The organism is Exiguobacterium sp. s46 (genome assembly GCF_018618875.1).
GTDB lineage: Bacteria > Bacillota > Bacilli > Exiguobacteriales > Exiguobacteriaceae > Exiguobacterium_A > Exiguobacterium_A abrahamii.
The window spans coordinates 290,239-310,833 of sequence record NZ_JACSMY010000002.1 but is presented as its reverse complement, the minus strand read 5'-3'; the positions used below and the strand labels follow the sequence as shown (position 1 = coordinate 310,833).

Here is a 20,595-nt window from a genome sequence, read left to right as displayed (position 1 = left end):
AGGATGAACCTAATGGATATTCAACAAATTCGTAATGCAACACTCGTTGTCACGTATGCCAATCAAGTCTTACTAATTGATCCGTTCCTCGGCGAAAAAGGCAGCTTGCCTCCCTTCGGTCAAACACCAAATGCCGTCGCCAATCCACTCGTCGACTTACCGGTCGATGTCAACACACTGCTCGATCCTGACGCTGTCTTTGTCACACACCTGCATGCCGATCATTTCGACGATTCTGCAAAACAACTTCTACCCAAGCATTTGCCACTCTATGCGCAGCAAGAAGAAGACGCGCAGCAAATCCGAGAAGCCGGCTTCACGAACGTCTCTTCCTTCGATTCCGGTGTAACGATCGGTGATATCCAGGTCCATCGAACAGGTGGACAGCATGGTGTCGGTGAAATCGGCGAACGGATGGGACGTGTGTCTGGGCTCGTCCTCACCCATCCGGACGAACCGACACTTTATATCGCAGGTGATACGATCTGGTGTGACGAGGTCGCGCATGCGATCGAACAACATACGCCCGATATCATCGTCGTCAACAGTGGCGCCGCCCAGTTCTTGACCGGAGAGCCGATCACGATGTCACAGCGTGATCTCCTTGCGGTTCATGAAGCGGCGGCGGAAGCGACGATCATCGTCTCGCACCTCGAGTCCGTCAACCACTGTCTTTTGCGACGTGATATGATTGCTGACTTTTTAACTGCTTTCCATCTCTCTGCCCATTTCCTGATTCCGGAGGATGGCGAAACGATGTCATTTTAAGAACAGTAACTTTCATTAAAAAGAAGCCCTTGTTTCGAATATCCATCGAAACAAGGGCTTCTTTTTGTTATGGGATGACGAGACCTAACAAACGAGCAAAGGCAACTGCTTGCTCTTCCGTAATGACAGCACCTGGTAAAAATCGCGGATCGATCGTAATACCAGAGAGTTCCGTCTGCCGGAGGTCAAGACCTTTTAACGGTGTTTCAATCCATTGGCTATCCGTAAGTCGGACCGCTTCGAGTTTCCACTGGGTCGGCTTCACTTCGAAGAACTGTGCTTCTTTCATCGTCGTTTCGCTCCAGTGTTGATGACGGACCGTACTGCGAATGAACTGTACGTAATCCGCAAGCCCTTCCTGAATCGTTAAATGGTCCAGCGTACAATCTTCGAACTGAACACCCGTCATCCGGCATCCGACGAAGGACACACGGTGAAAACGAGTTTCTTGGAAGTGACATCCGGTTAAGTCGCATTGCTCAAAACGAATATCTTCGAACGAACCACGGTCAAAGGTAAGATTCGCGAACGAGACATTTTGAAAACACACTTGATAGGCATCGATGCGTTCTGTCAGTTCACTCGGCATCGACTCTTTCTCATAACGCGCTCCTTTCAGATACGGATCATCGATTTCGACTTGATCGAACGTCTCTGACTGAAGCGTCTTCGGTAATTCTGGTAAACGGATAACGGTCTCTTTCAATGAAGGTTCCCCCTTTTTTCTCTCCCTTAGTGTACCAAACTCCTTTTATATGAGGAGAAATCGTTCGAATTCCCCTTTTTTCAACAGTTTTTATTTTGAGACACTTTGAGACCGTGCTATAGTCAAGGAAAATCAAAATAAGAACATACGTTCTTTTGTGTAAAGGAGTGATTCAGATGTTTCCTTCCGTCGTTTTACCACAAGATAAACGGATTTTTTGCGTCGACAGTGTGTCCTTCTACGCCAGCTGTGAATGCCAGTATCGCAATCTCCCCCCCTTGACGACACGCCTAGCGGTCGTCTCCGATTTAAAACGAAGCGGGTCCGTCATTCTCGCTGCCACCCCTGCCTTAAAAGCACTTGGAATCAAGACAGCCGGTCGATTATATGAAATCGAGCAATTGCCATACGCTGTTCGTCGTACGATTCGACTTGTCGAACCACGTATGCTCGCTTATATGAAGACGTCGATTCGTGTCCTGGATGTCCTGCACCAATTCGCCCCACCTGAAGCCATCCGCGTCTATTCAATTGACGAAAGTTTCATTGACATGACCGGAACCGATCGCCTATTTGGTTCCGACCTGCAAGCTGCCCTCAAAATTAAAGAAGCAATCCTGAAACAGACCGGCATCCACGTCCGGATCGGGATTGGTCCAAATAACGTCATCGCGAAACTGACGCTTGATTTAATCGGGAAAAAAGAAGGCATCGCGCGATGTGGATATGCTGATGTCGCACGACGTCTTCATGATTTTCCGATTCGGAAGATGTGGGGGGTCGGACACCGTATGGAACAACATCTGCAGATGATGGGGATTGAAACAATCGGTGATCTTGCCATGCGCCCTGTCGAAGAGTTGCACGAACGATTCGGTGTCATCGGTGCCGAACTATGGCACCACGCTTGGGGACTCGACGCGTCACCGACACTTCTTGCGCCTCGTCATCTGTTCGAGAAAGCCCCTCAACGGACGATCGGACACGGTGTGACCTTAATGCAGGACTATTATCAGTTCGAACGCATTCGGAATGTGCTCAATGAACTCGTGCAGGATGTTGCCGCACGTTGTCGCTTTTCGAATCAAGTCGGCTGGACCGTTCACATCGGCGTCCGCTATTCTCGAAACGTCGTCCGAAGTGGTTTCTCCCGTCAAGTGCGGTTGCCTTATCCGACATCCGATGAACGAATCATTCTGCGTCACGTCTTACAATTGTTCGAACCGAATTGGCTCGACGGAGAACCTGTTCGTTTTTTATCCGTCGCAGTGGGGCATTTGACTGCCGATCAAGGCACCTTACAGTTGTCTTTGTTCGAGGATAATGCGCGGCTCTGGAAACGACGACGGTTATTAAAAGCAATGGATGTCGTCAACCTCCGCTACGGAAAAGGAACGATTCGCCTCGCTGTCTCGTTTCTTGATACGAGTGTCGCCAAACGTCGTCTTCGTTTCGTCGGCGGTCATCCGGGAGGTGATCTTCATGACAGCGTATCGTGATCGAGGAAATTTAAAATGGATTCCTTTTCTCATGCCGGAACATTTGCAACTGTTGCGGGAATATTATGTCCAGATGCATCAGCTCGACTTGCCTGAAATTGATGAACAGTTGCAAGAATCATGGCACTTTCTGCTTCAAGAAGCTTTAATAGAAGGAAACGAACTTGAAATCACGTATTATAAGGAAAGTAGCTACGTGACGGTCGTCGGTTTCGTGGAACGACTAGAACCCGAACGTTCCGTTCTCTTTCTGCGCGGACGTGAAGTCATTGAAATTCCCTTCACACGAATCGTCCGGATCGAAAACGGGTAAGCTCTCATACAGATGGATGCTTTAAATCGTCCCCGGAAAGAAGGAATAGTCATGTTGGATTGGTTTACTTCCCTCCCCGTCGTCGTGCAAGCATTGCTTGCCGGAATGATGACGTGGGGGTTAACCGCACTTGGTGCGGCACTCGTCTTCGTCTTTACGACGATTGAAAAACGCGTCATGAACATGATGCTCGGTTTTGCTGCCGGCGTCATGATTGCCGCGTCGTTTTGGTCGCTGCTTGCTCCTGCGATCGAGTTCACGGAGCAGGATGGAGGAATCGCCTGGATTCCTGCCGCCATCGGTTTTCTCGCTGGTGGATTTTTCGTCCGTCTCCTCGACTTCGTTACGCCGCATTTGCACTTATCTGCACCACTCGAGACAGCGGAAGGTCCTTCGACAGGACTCAAGAAAACGACGTTACTATTTCTTGCGATCACGTTGCACAATATTCCCGAAGGTCTTGCGATTGGTGTCGCTTTTGGCGCCGCTGCCTTAAACATGGACGGGGCGACCGTCGCCGGTGCCTTGACGCTCGCACTCGGTATTGGGATACAAAACATGCCGGAGGGAGCTGCCCTATCGATTCCACTACGCGGTGAAGGAATGTCGCGTCGGCGCGCCTTCCATTACGGTCAATTGTCAGCAATCGTCGAACCGATTGCCGCGATGGTCGGAGCAGCCGCGGTCTTCTTCGTTCAACCGCTTCTACCGTATGCGTTATCGTTTGCTGCCGGAGCGATGATTTTCGTCGTCGTCGAAGAATTGATTCCGGAATCACAAGCAGAAAACGGATCCGATTTAGCAACGCTTGGTCTGATGGTCGGGTTTACGGTCATGATGATTCTTGACGTCGCTTTAGGATGATCCCGTTTCAAAACGAGTAGTGGACGATACTGTCTCCTGCTCGTTTTTCTGTTTGTAGATCCAGACATATTCCAGTGAAACCAATCGATTTGAAGTTTTTCTGACCTTGTGTCCTAACAGAAAGATTCCCTTTTCCTTCATGCCGTTTTAGTATGAATGAAAATGACCGGATTTCCTGATCTATCCGATGATACCTAAATCCATCTATTATCTTATCCAAACGAATTTAAATCGGACAACGCGTCTTACACATACGATCGTCTCTCAGACCTGCGCCCGATATTCCAATTAGTTCTATCTCACAAGAATAAAACATGATATGTTTTTAACTAGCACATCATATAGAAGGAGATTATCATGACAATCATTGAACTTTTAAAAGCGCTCTTACTCGGTTTCGTCGAAGGGATGACGGAATTTGCACCGGTCTCTTCCACAGGTCACATGATCATCGTCGATGACATGTGGTTGCAAACGACCGATTTTCTCGGTAAATATTCGGCGAACACCTTTAAAATCGTCATTCAGCTCGGATCGATTCTTGCGGTCGTCGTCGTCTTTTGGAAACGCCTCTTCAGCTTGATCGGTTTGTATAAGATTGAAGGCGAACACGACGCATCAGGGACACACAAATTAAAGCTACGTCACGTCTTGATCGGTCTTCTACCAGCAGCTGTTCTCGGATTGTTATTCGAAGATTTCATCGATGAGAACCTCTTCTCGATTGAAACGGTCATCATCGGTCTTGCTGTTGGTGCCCTCTTGATGATCGCAGCCGATAAATTCGGACCAAAGGAACCAAAAACGACATCGCTTGATCAGATTACATATCGCCAAGCAGCACTCGTCGGTCTGTTCCAATGTATTTCACTCTGGCCTGGCTTCTCCCGCTCAGGTTCAACGATTTCCGGAGGGGTCTTCCTCGGGATGAATCACCGGACGGCAGCCGACTTCACGTTCATCATGGCTGTACCGATCATGTTCGGTGCTAGTTTCCTTTCGCTCGTTAAGAACTGGGAGAACATTCAACCGAACCACTTCGCATTCTATGCTGTCGGTTTCGTTGCGTCGTTCGTGTTTGCCCTCTTATCGATTCGCTTCTTCTTGAAGCTGATCAACAAGATCAAACTCGTTCCGTTCGCCATCTACCGTCTTGTCTTAGCAGCTATCTTAGCTGTCATCGTCTACATGTAAGTTCAAACCGTTAGCTATTTTAGCTGACGGTTTTTCATTTTTTTGAAACTAATTCAGTCGCTTAAGGGTATATAGGGATGAGACATAACTAAAGGAGTGAATGCCACATGGCACGCAGAAGTCGGAGTACATCAAAACTCCCATTAATCATCGGAGTCGTTGTTGTCGCCGTGATTGCCTTTTTAGCAATCGGACAATACAACAGCCTCGTCAATGTAGAAGAAGATGTATCGAATAAATGGTCGCAAGTCGACAACCAAATCAAGCGTCGTGCGGATTTGATTCCGAACCTCGTTGAAACTGTTAAAGGTGTCGCGGGTCAAGAAGAAAAAGTATATGGAAAAGTCGCAGAAGCCCAAGCGGGTCTTGCGCGTGCTGCGTCAACTGAACAACGGATCGAAGCCGACCAACAAGTCACGTCTTCGCTTCGGGGATTGATTGCCTTGCAGACGACTTACCCGGAACTTAAATCAAGCGAACGATTCCAATCCTTGATGGACACGCTGGAAGGAACAGAAAATCGTCTAGGGATCGCCCGCAAGGATTACAATGATGCTGTAACCCTCTACAACAAAAAACGTCGGAGCTTCCCAACGACACTTTACGCATCCGCCTTCGGATTCGAGAAAAAGCCGTATTACGAGATTTCAGACAGCGACCGGGAAAATCCGACCGTCGACTTTAACAGTGATTCGAAATGATTCGGCGGTGGACGCGACTTCTGTTGAGCGCGTTCCTCGTCTTCTTCCTCTTCGTTCCAACAGCTAGTGCCGTTTCAGAACGGACGGGAGCAGCCTTCTTCATTCAGGATGATGCTCAGCTGCTCACCCCTTCGGAAGAAGCCGAACTCGCGCAACTCGGTCAGGAACTCGAACAATATACGACAGCACAAGTCGTCCTCAAGACGGTTCCCGATCTAAAGGGACAGGATTTAAGCTCTTACGCCAATGAAACGTTCCGGCGCCAAGGCATCGGTCAAGAAGGAAAAGACAATGGTGTTCTTGTCGTCGTCGCTCCGAACGAAAAGGATCGCCAATTCCGGATCGAGGTCGGTTATAAACTCGAAGGGATTTTGACAGACATCACAGCCGGACGTATTCTCGATCAGTATGCTGTTCCTTACAAGGAAAACAGTGAGTATGGAAAAGCAGCATCCGAAACATATAAAGCGGTCGTCAGTGTCATTTCAAAGGACCAGTCGCTTGAGTCACAGGATCCTCCGAAAACACAAAATGACGACGGACTTCCGCTTTGGACGAAGATTCTGATCGGTGCTGGATTACTGATCTTATTGTTCCTCGATATGAAGTTCACCGGTGGTATGTTCTTCTTTGCGATTTTGAACATCTTCTCCGCGATCATGCGTGGTGGCGGTGGAAATGGTGGCAGTCGCGGTGGTGGCGGAAGTTCCGGCGGTGGTGGTGCCGAACGGTAGAAAAGGAGTCGTTTTTTCATGAGGATCATCTTAGGGTATTACCTCCTCCTGACACTCATCGGATTTGTAACGATGTGGCAGGATAAACGTCGGGCGCGGCAACATGCTTACCGAACACCCGAAGCGACACTATTGACGATTGCTTTCCTCGGTGGTGCGCTCGGTTCTTGGATCGGTATGTACACAGTTCGGCACAAGACACGGAAAACGAAGTTCCAATGGCTCGTTCCAATGGTTGCTGTCTTGCATCTCACTTTCTGGTTTGTTTACACTTCACAATGAAAGAATGTGACCGATAGAGGAGAGAACGTACGGAATTGTGTCCGTCGTTCCCTTCTCTTTTTTGTATGAGGTCAATGATTATGAAGAACAGGTTTAATTTCTTTTTCTCTTAGGGTAAAGAAATTAACCAATTTAATAAATACATCTTTTTTTGATGTACTGAGAGGTGGACATCCCTTTATGTGGCATCCTTGCGCCGAATGTACGACATCAATCCGTTTCGTTGAAGCGGGAGCACTCCATATTCAATCACCAACGCCAGAAATTTATTCCTATCAATCGTTCGAACAGCTCGAACAGCTACTGACATCGCTCTTACGTGTAGCGGATTATCCGGTGTCGTGTCGCGCCACACAATCGCGTTATGTGACAGCACCCATCCTAGCTTCAGCACTTCTAGAACAACTGAAGCATCGGTCTGCGATTGATTTCATCCAGCATGGGGTCATGACAAGCCATTTACAACCGATTTATGATATCCAGCGCAACGTGCTCGTCGCGAACGAAGCCTTATTGCGAGCAGCAGATGATAACACGCCGATCTCGCCTGGTGTCTTGTTTTCGACGGCCTCGAAGATGGGACTTCATTCCCGTCTTGATCAGCGGGCGCGTGAAGAAGCCATCCGTGCGACGCATCATATCGGTGGCACAACAAAAACGTTCATCAACTTTCTCCCTTCGACGATCTATAATCCGGAGTACTGCCTGCGCCATACGTTTGAGATCGTCGAACGTTATCAAGTCGATCCGAGTCGGCTCGTCTTCGAAGTCGTCGAAACGGAAAAAATTGAAGACGTCAACCATTTGAAACACGTCTTCGAACAGTATAAGAAGCAAGGCATTCAAGTAGCACTGGACGATGTAGGCGCTGGTTTCTCGACACTCGATATGTTGTCCTTGCTTCAACCGGATTATATTAAAATTGATCGTTCCTTCATCGATCACTGCGATACGAACTCAGAAAACGAAGCCTTTTTACGAAAAGCCCGTCATCTGACACGAGAAATGGGGATTCAAATCTTAGCGGAAGGCATCGAACGGCAAGAAGAACTCGATCTTTGCCGCGAACTCGGCTTCGATCTTGGTCAAGGATACCTACTCGGTCGCCCTGCTCCTTATGCTCGCTTTGCGAAAGCACAATAAAAATACGCACATGGACCGTTTGATGATTATTCGGCACATGTGCGTCTTTTTATGTTAAGTCGTCGAAACGAAAACCATCTCGTTCCGTGTAATAGCATCCACTAGTTGTTCCATTGACACGATCGGACGCAACAGACGACACAATTCCTCTTTCGATGTCCGTAAAGCAAGTGTTTCGACGACATCGAGCGATAATGCGAAGTCTGCGAGTGCCGTCGGCTGTTCTTGTGCAAGAAGATAGTCACGCAACTCTGCATAATCATCATCATGTCCGAGTAACTTCTCTTGAACGAGTAGTCCGTAACCGACCTTACTCCCGTGCAAGAACGCATGCGTTTCTGGATGAGGCGATAACGCGTTATGCACTGCGTGTCCGATTGCACCACGCGTCGCCGCGTCACCAAAACCACCAATGCTTCCGGCTAACGGAATGACGGTTTCGACGAGATGTTGCATTTCAACGGGATACTCACGAAAACGCGTTTCCGTTATATTCGTCGACAAGATAAGATCCTTACAACGTTCAGCTGTCCGAAGCGCCATCTCGATGACGGGATCTTCAGCCGATGATCCGCTTAAGGCACGTGCTTCATACCACTTCGCTAGCGTATCGACGAGCCCCGCTACAAAATAATCATACGGACTCGCTGCGATGATCCGATGATCGAGTAAAAGGGCTTCAATCACGACGGGGAACGTATCAAATCGGATATACTGTCCCTCTTCGTTATACATGACACTGAGCGGAGTCCACGGAGCACAGTTCGAGACGATCGTCGGAATGATGATGATCGGGCGTCTCAATTGAAACGCGACTTGTTTTACCGTATCGATGACACTCCCACCTCCGAGCGCGAGAATCACATCGTATGGAGCACATACCTGTTTGAAAGCTTCCACCTGTTGATCCGTACAATGCCCTTCAAATAAAAAACGTGGTAATGCTGGTAAAGCAAAAGCGGCTGCTTCATAGGCTTGACGTCCATGAATCAGGACTGCTGAACGATCACCTATCACTTCTTCGAGTTGATCGAGTGCGTGTTGCTCATGTATGTATTGTAAAACAGCTTGTCGAATCACAGGATCGCCTCCTAATATTTGTTATCGCTCAGTATACGCAAAAGAACTCACTTCGGCAATCATTCGATTTTTACAGGAGGAGCGCGTACACTAGAAAAGAGAAGAATTTACTACAAAGGAGTCGATGAATCGATGCAACAGATTACGTTAAATAACGGCATCAGCATGCCCCAACTCGGATATGGTGTCTTTAAAGTACCGGAAGAAGAAGTATATGAAGCGGTCAGCGAAGCACTCCGCGCCGGGTATCGTTCAATCGATACGGCGATGATTTACGAGAACGAAGAAGGTGTCGGTCGCGCGCTGCGTGACTCGGGCATTCCCCGAGAAGAGATCTTTCTAACGACGAAAGTCTGGAATTCCGATCACGGCTATGAAGAGACACTTGCCGCTTTCGAGACGAGTCTGCAAAAGCTTGGTGTCGATTATGTTGACTTGTATCTGATTCATTGGCCGATGCCAAAAGAAGATCGTTATGTCGAGACATGGCGGGCGCTCGAACATCTCTATGCAGAAGGAAAGACGCGTGCCATCGGTGTTTCGAACTTCCATATTCCGCACTTGGAACGAATTTTAGCCGAAGGATCAATCGTTCCTGCCGTCAATCAGATTGAACTCCATCCGTTCCTTAGCCAAGAAGCGATCCGAGACTTTTGCCGCAAGCACGGTATCGTCGTTGAAGCTTGGAGTCCATTGATGAAAGGACGCGACGCGTTAACGCATCCGGTCATCGTCGATATTGCCGATCGTCATCAGAAAACGCCAGCTCAAGTCGTCCTCCGTTGGCACTTGCAACACGACATCGTCGCGATTCCGAAATCCGTCACGCCAAGCCGCATTCGCGAAAATCTTGATGTCTTCGACTTCAGCTTATCAGACGTTGATATGCAAGCGATTGATCAATTGAACGCCAACGTGCGTACAGGATCAAATCCGGATCATAAATAAGACGAGACGATTCTCGTCTAATCTCCATACAAAAAGAAGGTACCTTTCGGAATTGATCCGGAAGGTACCTTCTTTGATGATGACCCTGATGCGTGATTCTAATCTATTATTTTAGCGGTCTAAATTATTTCCATGATCTTGCTTGGCGATGTCATCCGATTGATGTTTCGATTGACGACGTTCTTCGCCGTCTTGCGTTGCATCATGTTCTTTTTCCTCGCGTTCTGTTTCCGGCCGGCGGAAATCGTCATCCCGACGCATCGCGATGTCCGGTTCCCGGTTCCCGTCGAGTTTTTTTGAATGATCGATTGCCTGCTCGTCTTGCGGCATCTTGTCCGTACCGGCACGGTGCAAATCAATCTCTGCATGCTCTTCCTTCGAATCTTTATCAACATCAAGCGGATTACCGGAGCCGAGCTGTGCATTGGAGTTCGCATCTGATGACGTATGCGTCTCTTCGCCACTACCATAACGGACTTTTACATCAGGATGCGTATTGTCTGTATTTAAATGTGGATCGAACTGGATGTCTTGGACTTCAAGTAACAGAACGAAGCCCCCACCTTCGACTTCCGTTTTGCGTTGTTCGATCTCATTGTCTGATAGATCAAGTGACCCGAACAGATCATCGACTTCTTGATCACGACCTTTGTTCCCACGAATCCGATCAATCCAAGACGGTTTCGTCGTCGCGATTTCTGCGTCCATTTGGCTACGGACGAGTGCGATGTTCGACTTCTCCTTGACGATGACGTAGAAGTCTTCCTCCCGGTGTCCTTGAATATGCAGTTCGTCCATTTTTGAAATCAATTCTTCCTCTGAATAGAACGTTCCGATATATTGTTTTGTTTTCATGGATGTTCTCCCCTTATTAACACGATTTGTCATGCGTGACTTCTATAAGGAGTATTTCCTCTTTTGCGTTAAAATATGCCAAAAAATATGCGTTCCGTTAAAACGTCATCTGTTTGACATGTAAACAATCATTCGCCGACGAGTTTCAGACCAATCGTCGCACTTAAGACGAGACCGATACAAACCAGTCGCTTCCAGTCTTTTGATTCGTTATAGAGCACCATGCTGAGAATCGCACCGCCCGCCGCTCCGATTCCCGTCCATACCGCATACGCCGTTCCCATCGGTAAACCATTCATTGCAAGCGTTAAGAATAGGAAACTGAGTCCGAATCCTGTTCCCATCAACAGTAGATTCTTCGCATTCTTATTTTGATTGAACGTATTGATCAAGACGACACCAAACATCTCAAAGATTCCGGCAATGATTAAATAAATCCAACTCATGCTGATTTCTCCTCTCCACTGACTAACTTCAGACCGATGACGCCGACCAGTAAGACAGCGATCAATGCTAATTTCATCACGGAAGCCGCTTGATCGAATAACACGATGTCCGTCACGACCGTCCCTGCCGTTCCGAGACCGACGAAGACAGCATAGACCGTTCCGACCGGTAAATGGTTACTCGCTTTGATCAGCACGGTAAAGCTAACGATGATACAGACGATCGTTGCAGTCCACTCAAGTGGTGTTGCCGCATGTTTTAATCCAATGACCCAGCCGACTTCAAAACATGCCGCGACGATGATCCCAATCCAATACTTTGCCATAGTAATTGCCTCCTGATAGGTAAATTCAAATGAAAAAGCCCGGGAGTAAGCGAGATGATTCGCTTTACTCCCGGGCTTTTATCCCTCCGTTGCATGGACAAACGTCCATGTTCCTCCCTCGGTCCAGCCGTACGGAACCCTAGAGGATACTCCCTATTCCATTCGATACAACCACCCTAGCACGCCCTTTTTCCCGTGTCAAACAGGAATCCGTTCCCCATCTGTCAAATAGAATCAAAGTGACTTCATCTGAAAGAGGAGGATGCTGCATGCGTTATAAAATCAATGATCAACTTCGGATTCGTCGTTTTACACCAGAAGATGTAGAAGCGGTTCACGCCTATGCCTCACAACCCATCGTCAGTCAATTCCAATCATGGGGACCGAATACCGAAACGGATACGAAACAATTCCTACACGATGCGCTTGAAAGTGAACTCGAGACACCAAGACGTCGTTATGTCTTTGCCGTGACGTTTCCAAGTGACGTCGTCATCGGTGCCGGTGAACTCGTCATCACAGACGTTGATAATAAAATCGCCGAAATCGGATACGTCCTCTCGCCTGATGAATGGGGGAACGGATACGCGACGTCAATCGCCTCTTTCCTTCTCCAATTCGGTTTCGAAAAACTAGAACTACACCGCATCACGGCAACGTGTGACCCACGGAACGTCGCTTCCGAACGCGTGTTGCAAAAGGTCGGCATGACGAAGGAAGGACAGCTTCGCGAGACGGTCTATCTCGAAGACCACTGGCGCGATTCCTTGATTTACGGCATGCTTGACTGGGAATGGCAAGTGGATCACGAAGAAGATAACTAACATATGACTTCAAACGGTATGCCGAGGCATACCGTTTTTTTATGGACAATCTCCTATTTTTTTGATTTTTATCAATTTTTAAACAAGCGCATGCTACACTATTCATAATGACAAATTTTAAGAATTGGAGTGAACCTCTTGATGAAAAAATGGACTGCTCATGTTGCTGGACTTGCCGCAACGTTAATGTTGAGCTCGGTTTTACCCGCACCCGCTTTCGCTGAATCGCCACCTGCTCAACCGACGGCAGAAACACAAACAGTCACCGAGACGATCGGAACGGCTTATTTGAAAGAGGATGCTGCGTTGCTACAAACGGCTGATTCCGCAACGGTCATCCAACAACTACCAGCAGGAACGGCATTCAAGACACTCGGCACGGACGGTGACTTTACCCGTGTCAGTTGGCAAGAAGGCGCTGCTTATGTCGCAACCAACGCGTTAACGCAAACAGCACCTGTCTTTCAAAAACAAGCAACACTGACGTCGAAAAGTCCACTCTCATTAGTTGCTTCACCATTTGATTCCACCGTCGTGACGACACTTCCCGCCTATCAGCGAATCGATACATACGGCACTTTCGACACGTTCACACGTCTGAAATGGAACGAGCAATACGTCTACGTCTCTACGACACAACTCGAGCAACTTCCAAAATTAGTTGGAACGCGTTATGCCAAACGAGCGACTTCTCTTTTCGTTGAACCGAAGACGACGAGCGCGAAGTCAGCTGTCACTCAAAATCAAGCATTCGAAACGTTCGGTACGACGGGTACTTTTACACGCGTGGCCACTAAAACGGGTTACGCCTTCGTATTGACGGCTGATTTAGCTGATGCGCAGGTCGAAAATTATCCGGAAACAGGACTGCGTTATGCCAAACGAACGACTTCTCTTTTCGTTGAACCGAAGACGACGAGCGCGAAGACAGCTGTCACTCAAAATCAAGCATTCGAAACGTTCGGTACGATCGGTACTTTTACGCGTGTTACGACTAAGACGGGTTACGCCTTCGTATTGACGGCTGATTTAGCTGATGCGCCGGTCGTGAACCATCCGGAAACCGGGCTACGTTACGTCCAACAGCAGACGACGGTCTATGCTACTGCGACTACGAAAGGAAAAGTCGTACAATCGATTCCTGTGAATACTTCGCTTCAGACGTACGGCATCGAGGGGTCATTTACACGAATCAAACGAAACGACGAGTATGCCTATGTGTTGACGGCACATCTCGGTACGTTGAAATACTATCCGAAGACTGCACGCCTCTATGTTCAGCGCGTTACGCCAATCTATTCGGACGCCAAATCTTCAAGTCCTGTCTTGAAGCAACACCAAACGAATACGCTGCTGACGGTGTATGGCACAAGCGGTACCTATAGCCGGATCATCTTCCGTGGAGTTCATGCTTACGTCAAGACAGCTGATCTCGGTACTGGAAAAGTCTATGCATCAACCGGGACACGATACGCGAAACGCAACTTGTCCGTCTACACGTCTGCTTCGACGAAGAGCAAAATTATGTATTCCGTCAAACGAGCTGACAAACTAACGGTTTACGGCACAAGCGGTAGTTACACACGCTTGAAAAAAGGATCGGTCTACGGCTACGTCAAGACGACGGATCTCGTGACGAAAAAGCCGGATCTGTATGACGTCACTGGTCAACGCTATGTGACGGAAGACGATGTCGTCATTCGTTCGCAGGCAAAACTTTCGAGCAAAAAAATCGGCACACTAAAAAAAGGTACCTCGATTTCGATCTACGGAAAAAGCGGTTATTATACACGCGTCAAATATAAAAATGCCTTTGGTTTCGTCGATTCGAGTCGTATCGGACTGAACAAGCCGACGGCAAAAGCAAAAAAAGGCACGACATTTTATGTCCACCTGGACCAGACGCCACTCTTCTCTGCCGACGTTGCTTACAGTCGCCCAGCTGCCTATTTGAAGAAAGGAACAAAACTGATTGGTCTGAAATCGATTGATGATGACTTTTGGCAAGTTCGCCTGGCAAATGGTCAAACCGGTTATGTCCTCAACCCTTATATCAGCACGAGCAAACCCGATATGGGAATGACACAAAAAGCGATCGACCGGGCGAAAATCTATACGGTCAAACAGACGACGTCGTTCTTTGCGAGTCCGACAAGTCCAAAAGGCAACGGACTCGTTGAACAAGGCAAACGGGTTTATCCGCGTCATCGAGTCGGAAACTTCTATGTCATCCAGTCAGGCTGGACACCTGTTTATCTTCCTGTATCCGCTGTGACGATCACGTCCGATAAACGGGTCGTTAAAAAGAATAATACGCGTGGTGAAAAGCTGATCCAAGCAGCCGTTCAACATATCGGCACACCATACACATGGGGTTCGCAAGATGCCGTGAACGGTGGTTTTGACTGTTCCGGTTTGATTCACTATGCGACGAACAAGGCTGGAAAATACGGTGGTCGGACGAACGTTCGTGGCTACTGGTACGGTGCTTTCTTTACGAATCGCCGGACGAGTATCTCGAGTGGTAAACGCTCGGATATCGTCTTCTTCCAGAATACCTACACGGATGGTCCATCGCATATCGGGATCATGCTCGATAGCGAACACTTCATCCATGCGGGCGGTTCACAACTTCAAATCAACTCGATTTATGAACCGCGTTGGCAAGAGCATTTCCTCGGATTTAAATCGATGTAAGACAAAAAAAGACGAATCCGTCGAAATCGACGGGTTCGTCTCTTCTTATCGCAATACGTTAAAATGTCATCTCGACGTATTTCGTTACTTGTCGATCCATCAAGTATAACTCGATCTGTTCACGGTAGGCTTTATAGTGATCGGATGCGATATGCGCTTCAAGTGCCTCTTCATCCCGATACACTTCATACAGCATGAATTGATGCTCATCCTCGATCGATTGATGTAAGGAATAACGTAAGCACCCTTCTTCTTTTTGTGAGGCATGATAGACCGTTTGTAGAATCGGGAAGACTTGATCCGCAAGTCCTGCTTTGATTGTAAGTACAGCGTTGACGACGATTTCTCCCATGTTTCATTATCCCCTTTCGTGATTACCTGTATCTGTACCCATTTTCACGAAAAGACACACGTCAAAGGAGCTTGAAGATGCAAACTCAACTTTTTGAAGCACTTGAACAATTCGAACCGACGATGATCGCGTTACGTCGTGATTTTCATCGACATCCGGAACTCTCTTTCCAGGAAGTCCGCACACCAGAACGAATTGCAAACTTTTACGCGGAGCAGGGCATCCCTTATCAAACAGCCGTCGGAGGTCGTGGTGTCGTCGCGACGATCGAAGGCAAACAGCCTGGTCCGACGATTGCGGTCCGTGCAGATTTCGATGCTTTACCACTTCAAGAAGAGACGACGCTTGCCTTCCGGTCGATCCATCCCGGTGTCATGCATGCTTGCGGGCATGATGGTCACACGGCAATGGTGATGGCCCTGGCTGCTACGCTCTATCCGTTACGTGATCAATTGCAAGGAACGATTCGAATCATTCACCAGCATGGTGAAGAGGTCTTTCCCGGTGGAGCCATCCAAATGATTGAAGCCGGTGTCCTCGAAGGTGTCGATGCGATTTTTGCGACACATCTCGAAAATGATTTACCGGTTGGTACGATTGGGTTTCGGGAAGGACATACATTATGTGCGATCGACGAATTCGAAATCATCGTTCATGGTCAAGGCGGGCATGCCCAAGCACCACATAAAACAAAAGATGCGCTCGTCGCTGGAGCGCAGCTCGTCTGTAACTTACAGCATCTCGTTAGTCGACGGGTCGACCCGTTCGAGCCGGCAGTTCTTGCAATTGGTTCTTTCCATGCGGGAACGGCGCCGAACATCGTCACGGGTGAAGCACGCATCGTCGGTGAAATTCGGACGTTCAATGAGACATTGCGGCATCAGCTCCGGCAAGAAGTCGATCTTGTCGCCAAAACGACATGTGCCGGCATCGGTGCTACCTATTCAATCGACTTCACGACGGGTTACCCGGCGCTCTGGAATCATCCGGACGAGACAAAACTTGTTCAGGAAGCCGCTTCTTTCTTACCGGAAGCATCCGTCCGGGCACTCACACCAATGATGGCTGCGGATGACTTCGCGCATTATCTAACACATGTCCCGGGAAGTTATTTCTTCACTGGCTCCGGATATACGGACGGTCGCGTCAACTATCCACAGCATCATCCGCAGTACGAAATCAACGAACAGGCGTTGTTGATTGGTGCGAAGACACTCGGAGCGACGGTTTTACGTGCCTTAAAACCTAAGGATTGACTTTATTTCTGTGTGAATGGTATCATCACAACAATGATAACGAATGACATCAACTTCATATACCCTTATCAAGAGTGGACCGAGAGATCTGGATCGATGACGTCCCAGCAACCTGCGCATAGCAAGGTGCTACGACCAGCAAAGCGAAAGCTTTGGTTGATAAAAAGCGGCGACTCCTTTTGCAACCAAGCGAAGGAGTCGTTTTCGTTTTCTCGCTGTCAGACATACAATGGGGATTTCCCACGGAGAGGAAGAGACAGATGGAAAAAGCAACATTTGCAGGTGGATGTTTTTGGTGCATGGTGACACCGTTTGAAGAATTACCAGGAATCGAGGGAATCGTATCAGGTTACATGGGCGGACACGTCGACAATCCGACATACGAGCAAGTCAAAACAGGAACGACGGGACATCTCGAAGTCGTCCAAATCACGTTTGATCCGAGCCTGTTCCCGTACGAGCGTCTGCTCGAACTCTACTGGCCACAAACGGATCCGACGGATGCAGAAGGTCAATTCCAAGATCGCGGCACGCAGTACGCACCAGCGATCTTCTATCATACGGATGCACAGCACGAAGCAGCGATCGCTTCCCGTGACGCCCTTGCTGCAAGCAATCGTTTCAAACAACCGATCGTGACGCGGATCGATGCCGCTTCTGAATTTTATCCGGCGGAAGAGTACCATCAAGACTTCCATAAGAAAAATCCAGAACACTATAAAAAAGATCGTGCTGCTTCTGGTCGCGATGCTTTCATCGAGCAGGAATGGAAAGATACGACGACGGTCTAATCACTTCGAACCATATACAGTAGCTGAAACTGATTTCAAACATCTCGTTCTTACCCTACTTTCAGTAAAAAGTGGAGGATGATCGAGATGTCGTGGAATCAGTTTTTTTTGTATGTAAAAAAATGATGTCTTCTTTACCAACACCCTTACATAAATTTGTAATCGTTTACAAAAGAAGCCTTTTGTTTTACGGTTAATAAAAATTAACCGGTTAAAAAGGAGATCAGTGCATGGAACAAAAAGCGATTCACATGTTAGAGAACTATGAACAGTTAAAAGTGATCAGTGATCCGTTACGAACAAAAATCCTCATGTTTCTCGTCGAAAAACCACACACGGTACATCAGTTAGCCCACTTGCTGACGTTATCCCGCGCGAAGGTCCTCTATCACGTACGGGAACTTGAAAAGCATGACTTGATTCGTCTCGTCCGTACGGAAGAACAGGGCGGCAATCTATTGAAATACTATCAAGCGATTGCTCGAGGATACATTCCTGCCGATCATCTACTGAACTTCGTCGAGACGAATGAAGCGACCCGGCAGTCGTATCTTGAGGTACTAGACCGGGCAAAGACACGCGTTCTTACGGCTCCGACAGCTACTTTTTCTCCTTCATCTTCGAACATCGAGGACTGGATGAGCTTATCACTTCAAAAGGAACTGGCGATGTCTGAAGCCGATTTTCGGCAGTTTGCTACAAAATATCGTGCTCTATTGGACGAGTTCACACGGTCCCCTTCACTAGACAAAAAAGATAAAAAACACTTCTATATCATGACGACTGCCTTTGCAATTGATGAACCACTATTTGAGAATGACGACGTCTAAACCGGAGGTGCCACATGCTGCCTATTGAAATGGATACGCAACAATCGCTGTTTAAAAATCGATCTTTTTTATTTTTATGGGGGTCCGGTATGTGCTCTGCCCTCTCCCTATCAACCTATCTGTTTGTTGAACAATGGTATGTCATCCATACGCTAAACCAGGCGTCATATCTTGGATTCGTCCTCATGGCCACCTTGTTACCCCGTATTTTTCTCATGTTATTCGGTGGCGTCTTATCCGATCGCTATAAACGTTCGACGATCATGCGCATCTCGAGCGCTTTACGAATCAGTTTCATTCTCTGTCTTCTCGCATTACTTCATACCGATCAGCTTACATTGCTGACGATTTTAGGATTCGCCTTTCTATTCGGTAGTGTGGATGCATTCTTTTCGCCGGCGAATGCTTCCTTACTTCCTACGCTCGTTCCGAAAGAACAACTCACTAAAGCCAATTCACTGATTCAGACATCTAATCAAATCGCCCTCTTTTCAGGTCCGATTCTTGGTGGAGTCATTCTCAGCTATTCTTCTTACTCGCACGTCTTTCTCGTAATTTTCGGGACACTCTGTCTGACGCTCCTTTTCACGTATGGTATTCGTGAATCTAAGATCAAGCGATCGCTTCAGCATTCAGCTCTCTTTGAACTAAAAGAAGGGCTGCATTACGTTTTTCACTTTCAGCAACTCAAGCAGACACTTTTTCTTGTCATCTGTGTCAATTTCTTTTTCTTTGGACCACTCTTACTCGGAATCCCCTTACTCGTTCATGATGTGCTCCAAGGAGATGCGATGGATTTAAGTTATATGCAAGGTGCTTATCAAATGGGAATGCTCGGAGGGGCGCTCTGGAGTGGTTTTACGCAAACGAAAGTAAATGGGCTTACCTCATCGGTCCGATTAATTGGCGCCTTAGGTCTGCTTCTCTTCCTGCTTAGTCAAGCGCAGCAGATCTTGTTGTACCTGATCATCCTGTTATCACTTGGTGTCCTTTCTTCGATCATCAATATTCGCTTCATTACGTTCATCCAGTCTCAGTGTGCGGAACAGACGATGGGACGTGTCATGAGTGTCGTGAATGCCGCGTCAAATGGTCTCATTCCATTATCTTACGCGCTCCTCTCGTTTCTACTGTCGTTTCACGTTTCGATCACGACAATCATATTGTACTGTGGTCTTCTCATTATTGTTCTCTCACTTTACTTCAGAAGACGAATGGTTCATCTATTCGATTGAGATCAAGTCACAACACATAAAAACATGCGAATCTCCCGATCGAATTAGCGAGAAACGCGCATGTTTTATTTAGTCAATCTAGAACGTGAGTGTTCATCCTCGACTCCTGCAGGGAAAGAAAGCGCGAGTCGCGCTTTCGTCAGGGTCAGGTAAGACCCGGCAAATCGCATAGAATGCGGGATGACGCGGCTTACCTCCCGCCTGCGGAAAGCGAGGATGACAGAAACGTTCGTCAGTCGATCGAACTAGTATCAGATTTTTTAAGAGACTTGCTTCGGTATATCCTTCGCCCTCTCTTCCGGCGCCACGACTTGATACCGCTTCAAGACGAAAATCCCACATACCATGACAGCGAGACCGACGAGTTGACCGAACGATAAATCAATTTGTGGTAAACCGAACCAGCCGAACGTATCGACAGCGAGAGCAAAGCTTAACTGCGAAATCAGAACGACAGAGATTGCGACGGACGGACCAAGTAACTGAATCCCACGCATGACACAAAAAACGACGCCGACACCGACAAGTCCACCAAACCAATAGAGTGGCGATACGTTTTGAATCTGTCCGATTGTTCCACCACGAAACAGAACATACGTGACACTTGCTCCGATGAAACCGACGAAGAAGACCAGCGTCGTCGTCGCCCAAGCGCCAAACGCGTCACTCATCCGAGCATTCAATACCGTCTGTAAACTGATTAACATCCCTGCAAACACGGCACACACGATGCCTATTATCATGTTCGTTC

At 47.8% G+C, this 20,595-nt stretch carries 23 protein-coding genes and 1 riboswitch; of the genes, 16 read left to right on the top strand and 7 right to left on the bottom strand.

Annotated elements, in window-relative coordinates:
• Positions 1-12 precede the first annotated feature (12 nt).
• A complete protein-coding gene (locus KNQ08_RS13125) occupies positions 13-768 on the top strand; it encodes an MBL fold metallo-hydrolase (RefSeq protein WP_149426784.1) in 756 nt (251 codons plus the stop codon).
• Positions 769-835: 67 nt separating this feature from the next.
• Here KNQ08_RS13125 and KNQ08_RS13120 read toward each other — a convergent pair whose 3' ends face one another.
• Positions 836-1,474, bottom strand: a complete 639-nt coding sequence (locus tag KNQ08_RS13120) for a pentapeptide repeat-containing protein (RefSeq protein WP_149426783.1) — start codon at positions 1,472-1,474, stop codon at positions 836-838.
• A 176-nt stretch (positions 1,475-1,650) separates the two neighbouring features.
• Here KNQ08_RS13120 and KNQ08_RS13115 point away from each other — a divergent pair, with 176 nt between their 5' ends.
• The 8 genes from KNQ08_RS13115 (at position 1,651) to KNQ08_RS13080 (ending at position 8,204) form a co-directional block, all read left to right on the top strand.
• Complete coding sequence (locus KNQ08_RS13115) at positions 1,651-2,973, top strand: Y-family DNA polymerase (protein WP_149426782.1); 1,323 nt, start codon at positions 1,651-1,653, stop codon at positions 2,971-2,973.
• On the top strand, positions 2,957-3,286 hold the full coding sequence (locus KNQ08_RS13110; RefSeq protein ID WP_023467027.1) for a YolD-like family protein: 330 nt from the start codon (positions 2,957-2,959) through the stop codon (positions 3,284-3,286). The genes KNQ08_RS13115 and KNQ08_RS13110 overlap by 17 nt, the downstream gene beginning before the upstream one ends.
• A gap of 51 nt (positions 3,287-3,337) precedes the next feature.
• Positions 3,338-4,150, top strand: coding sequence for a ZIP family metal transporter (locus tag KNQ08_RS13105; protein ID WP_023467025.1), 813 nt, complete (start codon positions 3,338-3,340; stop codon positions 4,148-4,150).
• 357 nt (positions 4,151-4,507) lie between these two features.
• Positions 4,508-5,344 (top strand): undecaprenyl-diphosphate phosphatase, encoded by an 837-nt coding sequence (locus KNQ08_RS13100; RefSeq protein ID WP_149426781.1) that lies wholly within the window; start codon positions 4,508-4,510, stop codon positions 5,342-5,344.
• 107 nt (positions 5,345-5,451) lie between these two features.
• Positions 5,452-6,045 (top strand): LemA family protein, encoded by a 594-nt coding sequence (locus KNQ08_RS13095; RefSeq protein ID WP_050677130.1) that lies wholly within the window; start codon positions 5,452-5,454, stop codon positions 6,043-6,045.
• Entirely contained in the window at positions 6,042-6,779 is a 738-nt protein-coding gene (locus KNQ08_RS13090) for a TPM domain-containing protein (RefSeq protein ID WP_149426780.1), read from the top strand. Before KNQ08_RS13095 ends, KNQ08_RS13090 begins: the two co-directional genes overlap by 4 nt.
• 18 nt (positions 6,780-6,797) lie before the next feature.
• Positions 6,798-7,061, top strand: a complete 264-nt coding sequence (locus KNQ08_RS13085; protein ID WP_251133710.1) for a DUF1294 domain-containing protein — start codon at positions 6,798-6,800, stop codon at positions 7,059-7,061.
• A 180-nt stretch (positions 7,062-7,241) separates the two neighbouring features.
• The gene (locus KNQ08_RS13080; protein WP_055970200.1) at positions 7,242-8,204 is read left to right on the top strand and encodes an EAL domain-containing protein; all 963 of its coding nucleotides are present in this window, start codon (positions 7,242-7,244) and stop codon (positions 8,202-8,204) included.
• A gap of 54 nt (positions 8,205-8,258) precedes the next feature.
• On the opposite strand, the gene KNQ08_RS13075 is transcribed toward KNQ08_RS13080, so the two are convergent.
• Positions 8,259-9,284: an iron-containing alcohol dehydrogenase gene (locus tag KNQ08_RS13075; RefSeq protein ID WP_214806081.1), complete on the bottom strand. Its 1,026-nt coding sequence runs from the start codon at positions 9,282-9,284 to the stop codon at positions 8,259-8,261.
• Between the two features lie 132 nt (positions 9,285-9,416).
• Between KNQ08_RS13075 and KNQ08_RS13070 the strand changes: the two genes are divergently transcribed.
• Positions 9,417-10,232: an aldo/keto reductase gene (locus tag KNQ08_RS13070; RefSeq protein ID WP_050678975.1), complete on the top strand. Its 816-nt coding sequence runs from the start codon at positions 9,417-9,419 to the stop codon at positions 10,230-10,232.
• A 111-nt stretch (positions 10,233-10,343) separates the two neighbouring features.
• Here KNQ08_RS13070 and KNQ08_RS13065 read toward each other — a convergent pair whose 3' ends face one another.
• From KNQ08_RS13065 to KNQ08_RS13055, 3 genes are all read right to left on the bottom strand, one after another.
• Positions 10,344-11,087 (bottom strand): general stress protein, encoded by a 744-nt coding sequence (locus KNQ08_RS13065; protein ID WP_133208351.1) that lies wholly within the window; start codon positions 11,085-11,087, stop codon positions 10,344-10,346.
• Positions 11,088-11,215: 128 nt separating this feature from the next.
• Complete coding sequence (locus KNQ08_RS13060) at positions 11,216-11,533, bottom strand: DMT family transporter (RefSeq protein ID WP_023467016.1); 318 nt, start codon at positions 11,531-11,533, stop codon at positions 11,216-11,218.
• Positions 11,530-11,859, bottom strand: a complete 330-nt coding sequence (locus KNQ08_RS13055) for a DMT family transporter (RefSeq protein ID WP_149426776.1) — start codon at positions 11,857-11,859, stop codon at positions 11,530-11,532. Before KNQ08_RS13055 ends, KNQ08_RS13060 begins: the two co-directional genes overlap by 4 nt.
• 269 nt (positions 11,860-12,128) lie before the next feature.
• On the opposite strand from KNQ08_RS13055, the gene KNQ08_RS13050 reads away from it, so the two are divergent.
• Positions 12,129-12,683 carry a GNAT family N-acetyltransferase gene (locus tag KNQ08_RS13050; RefSeq protein WP_133208350.1) on the top strand — a complete coding sequence of 185 codons (555 nt, stop codon included), beginning with the start codon at positions 12,129-12,131 and terminating at the stop codon, positions 12,681-12,683.
• A gap of 141 nt (positions 12,684-12,824) precedes the next feature.
• Positions 12,825-15,380 carry a C40 family peptidase gene (locus tag KNQ08_RS13045; RefSeq protein WP_251133416.1) on the top strand — a complete coding sequence of 852 codons (2,556 nt, stop codon included), beginning with the start codon at positions 12,825-12,827 and terminating at the stop codon, positions 15,378-15,380.
• 58 nt (positions 15,381-15,438) lie between these two features.
• On the opposite strand, the gene KNQ08_RS13040 is transcribed toward KNQ08_RS13045, so the two are convergent.
• Positions 15,439-15,732, bottom strand: a complete 294-nt coding sequence (locus KNQ08_RS13040; RefSeq protein ID WP_029340705.1) for a putative quinol monooxygenase — start codon at positions 15,730-15,732, stop codon at positions 15,439-15,441.
• 77 nt (positions 15,733-15,809) lie between these two features.
• Between KNQ08_RS13040 and KNQ08_RS13035 the strand changes: the two genes are divergently transcribed.
• The 4 genes from KNQ08_RS13035 (at position 15,810) to KNQ08_RS13020 (ending at position 19,844) form a co-directional block, all read left to right on the top strand.
• Positions 15,810-16,988: a M20 metallopeptidase family protein gene (locus KNQ08_RS13035; protein ID WP_149426774.1), complete on the top strand. Its 1,179-nt coding sequence runs from the start codon at positions 15,810-15,812 to the stop codon at positions 16,986-16,988.
• A 62-nt stretch (positions 16,989-17,050) separates the two neighbouring features.
• A riboswitch (SAM riboswitch) is annotated at positions 17,051-17,154 on the top strand.
• 94 nt (positions 17,155-17,248) lie between these two features.
• Positions 17,249-17,779, top strand: coding sequence for a peptide-methionine (S)-S-oxide reductase MsrA (gene msrA, locus KNQ08_RS13030; RefSeq protein WP_023467010.1), 531 nt, complete (start codon positions 17,249-17,251; stop codon positions 17,777-17,779).
• Between the two features lie 230 nt (positions 17,780-18,009).
• Positions 18,010-18,609: a winged helix-turn-helix domain-containing protein gene (locus KNQ08_RS13025; protein ID WP_064300613.1), complete on the top strand. Its 600-nt coding sequence runs from the start codon at positions 18,010-18,012 to the stop codon at positions 18,607-18,609.
• 14 nt (positions 18,610-18,623) lie between these two features.
• Positions 18,624-19,844: an MFS transporter gene (locus KNQ08_RS13020; protein WP_214725037.1), complete on the top strand. Its 1,221-nt coding sequence runs from the start codon at positions 18,624-18,626 to the stop codon at positions 19,842-19,844.
• Between the two features lie 260 nt (positions 19,845-20,104).
• Here KNQ08_RS13020 and KNQ08_RS13015 read toward each other — a convergent pair whose 3' ends face one another.
• Positions 20,105-20,587 (bottom strand): DMT family transporter, encoded by a 483-nt coding sequence (locus tag KNQ08_RS13015; protein ID WP_149426772.1) that lies wholly within the window; start codon positions 20,585-20,587, stop codon positions 20,105-20,107.
• Positions 20,588-20,595 lie beyond the last annotated feature (8 nt).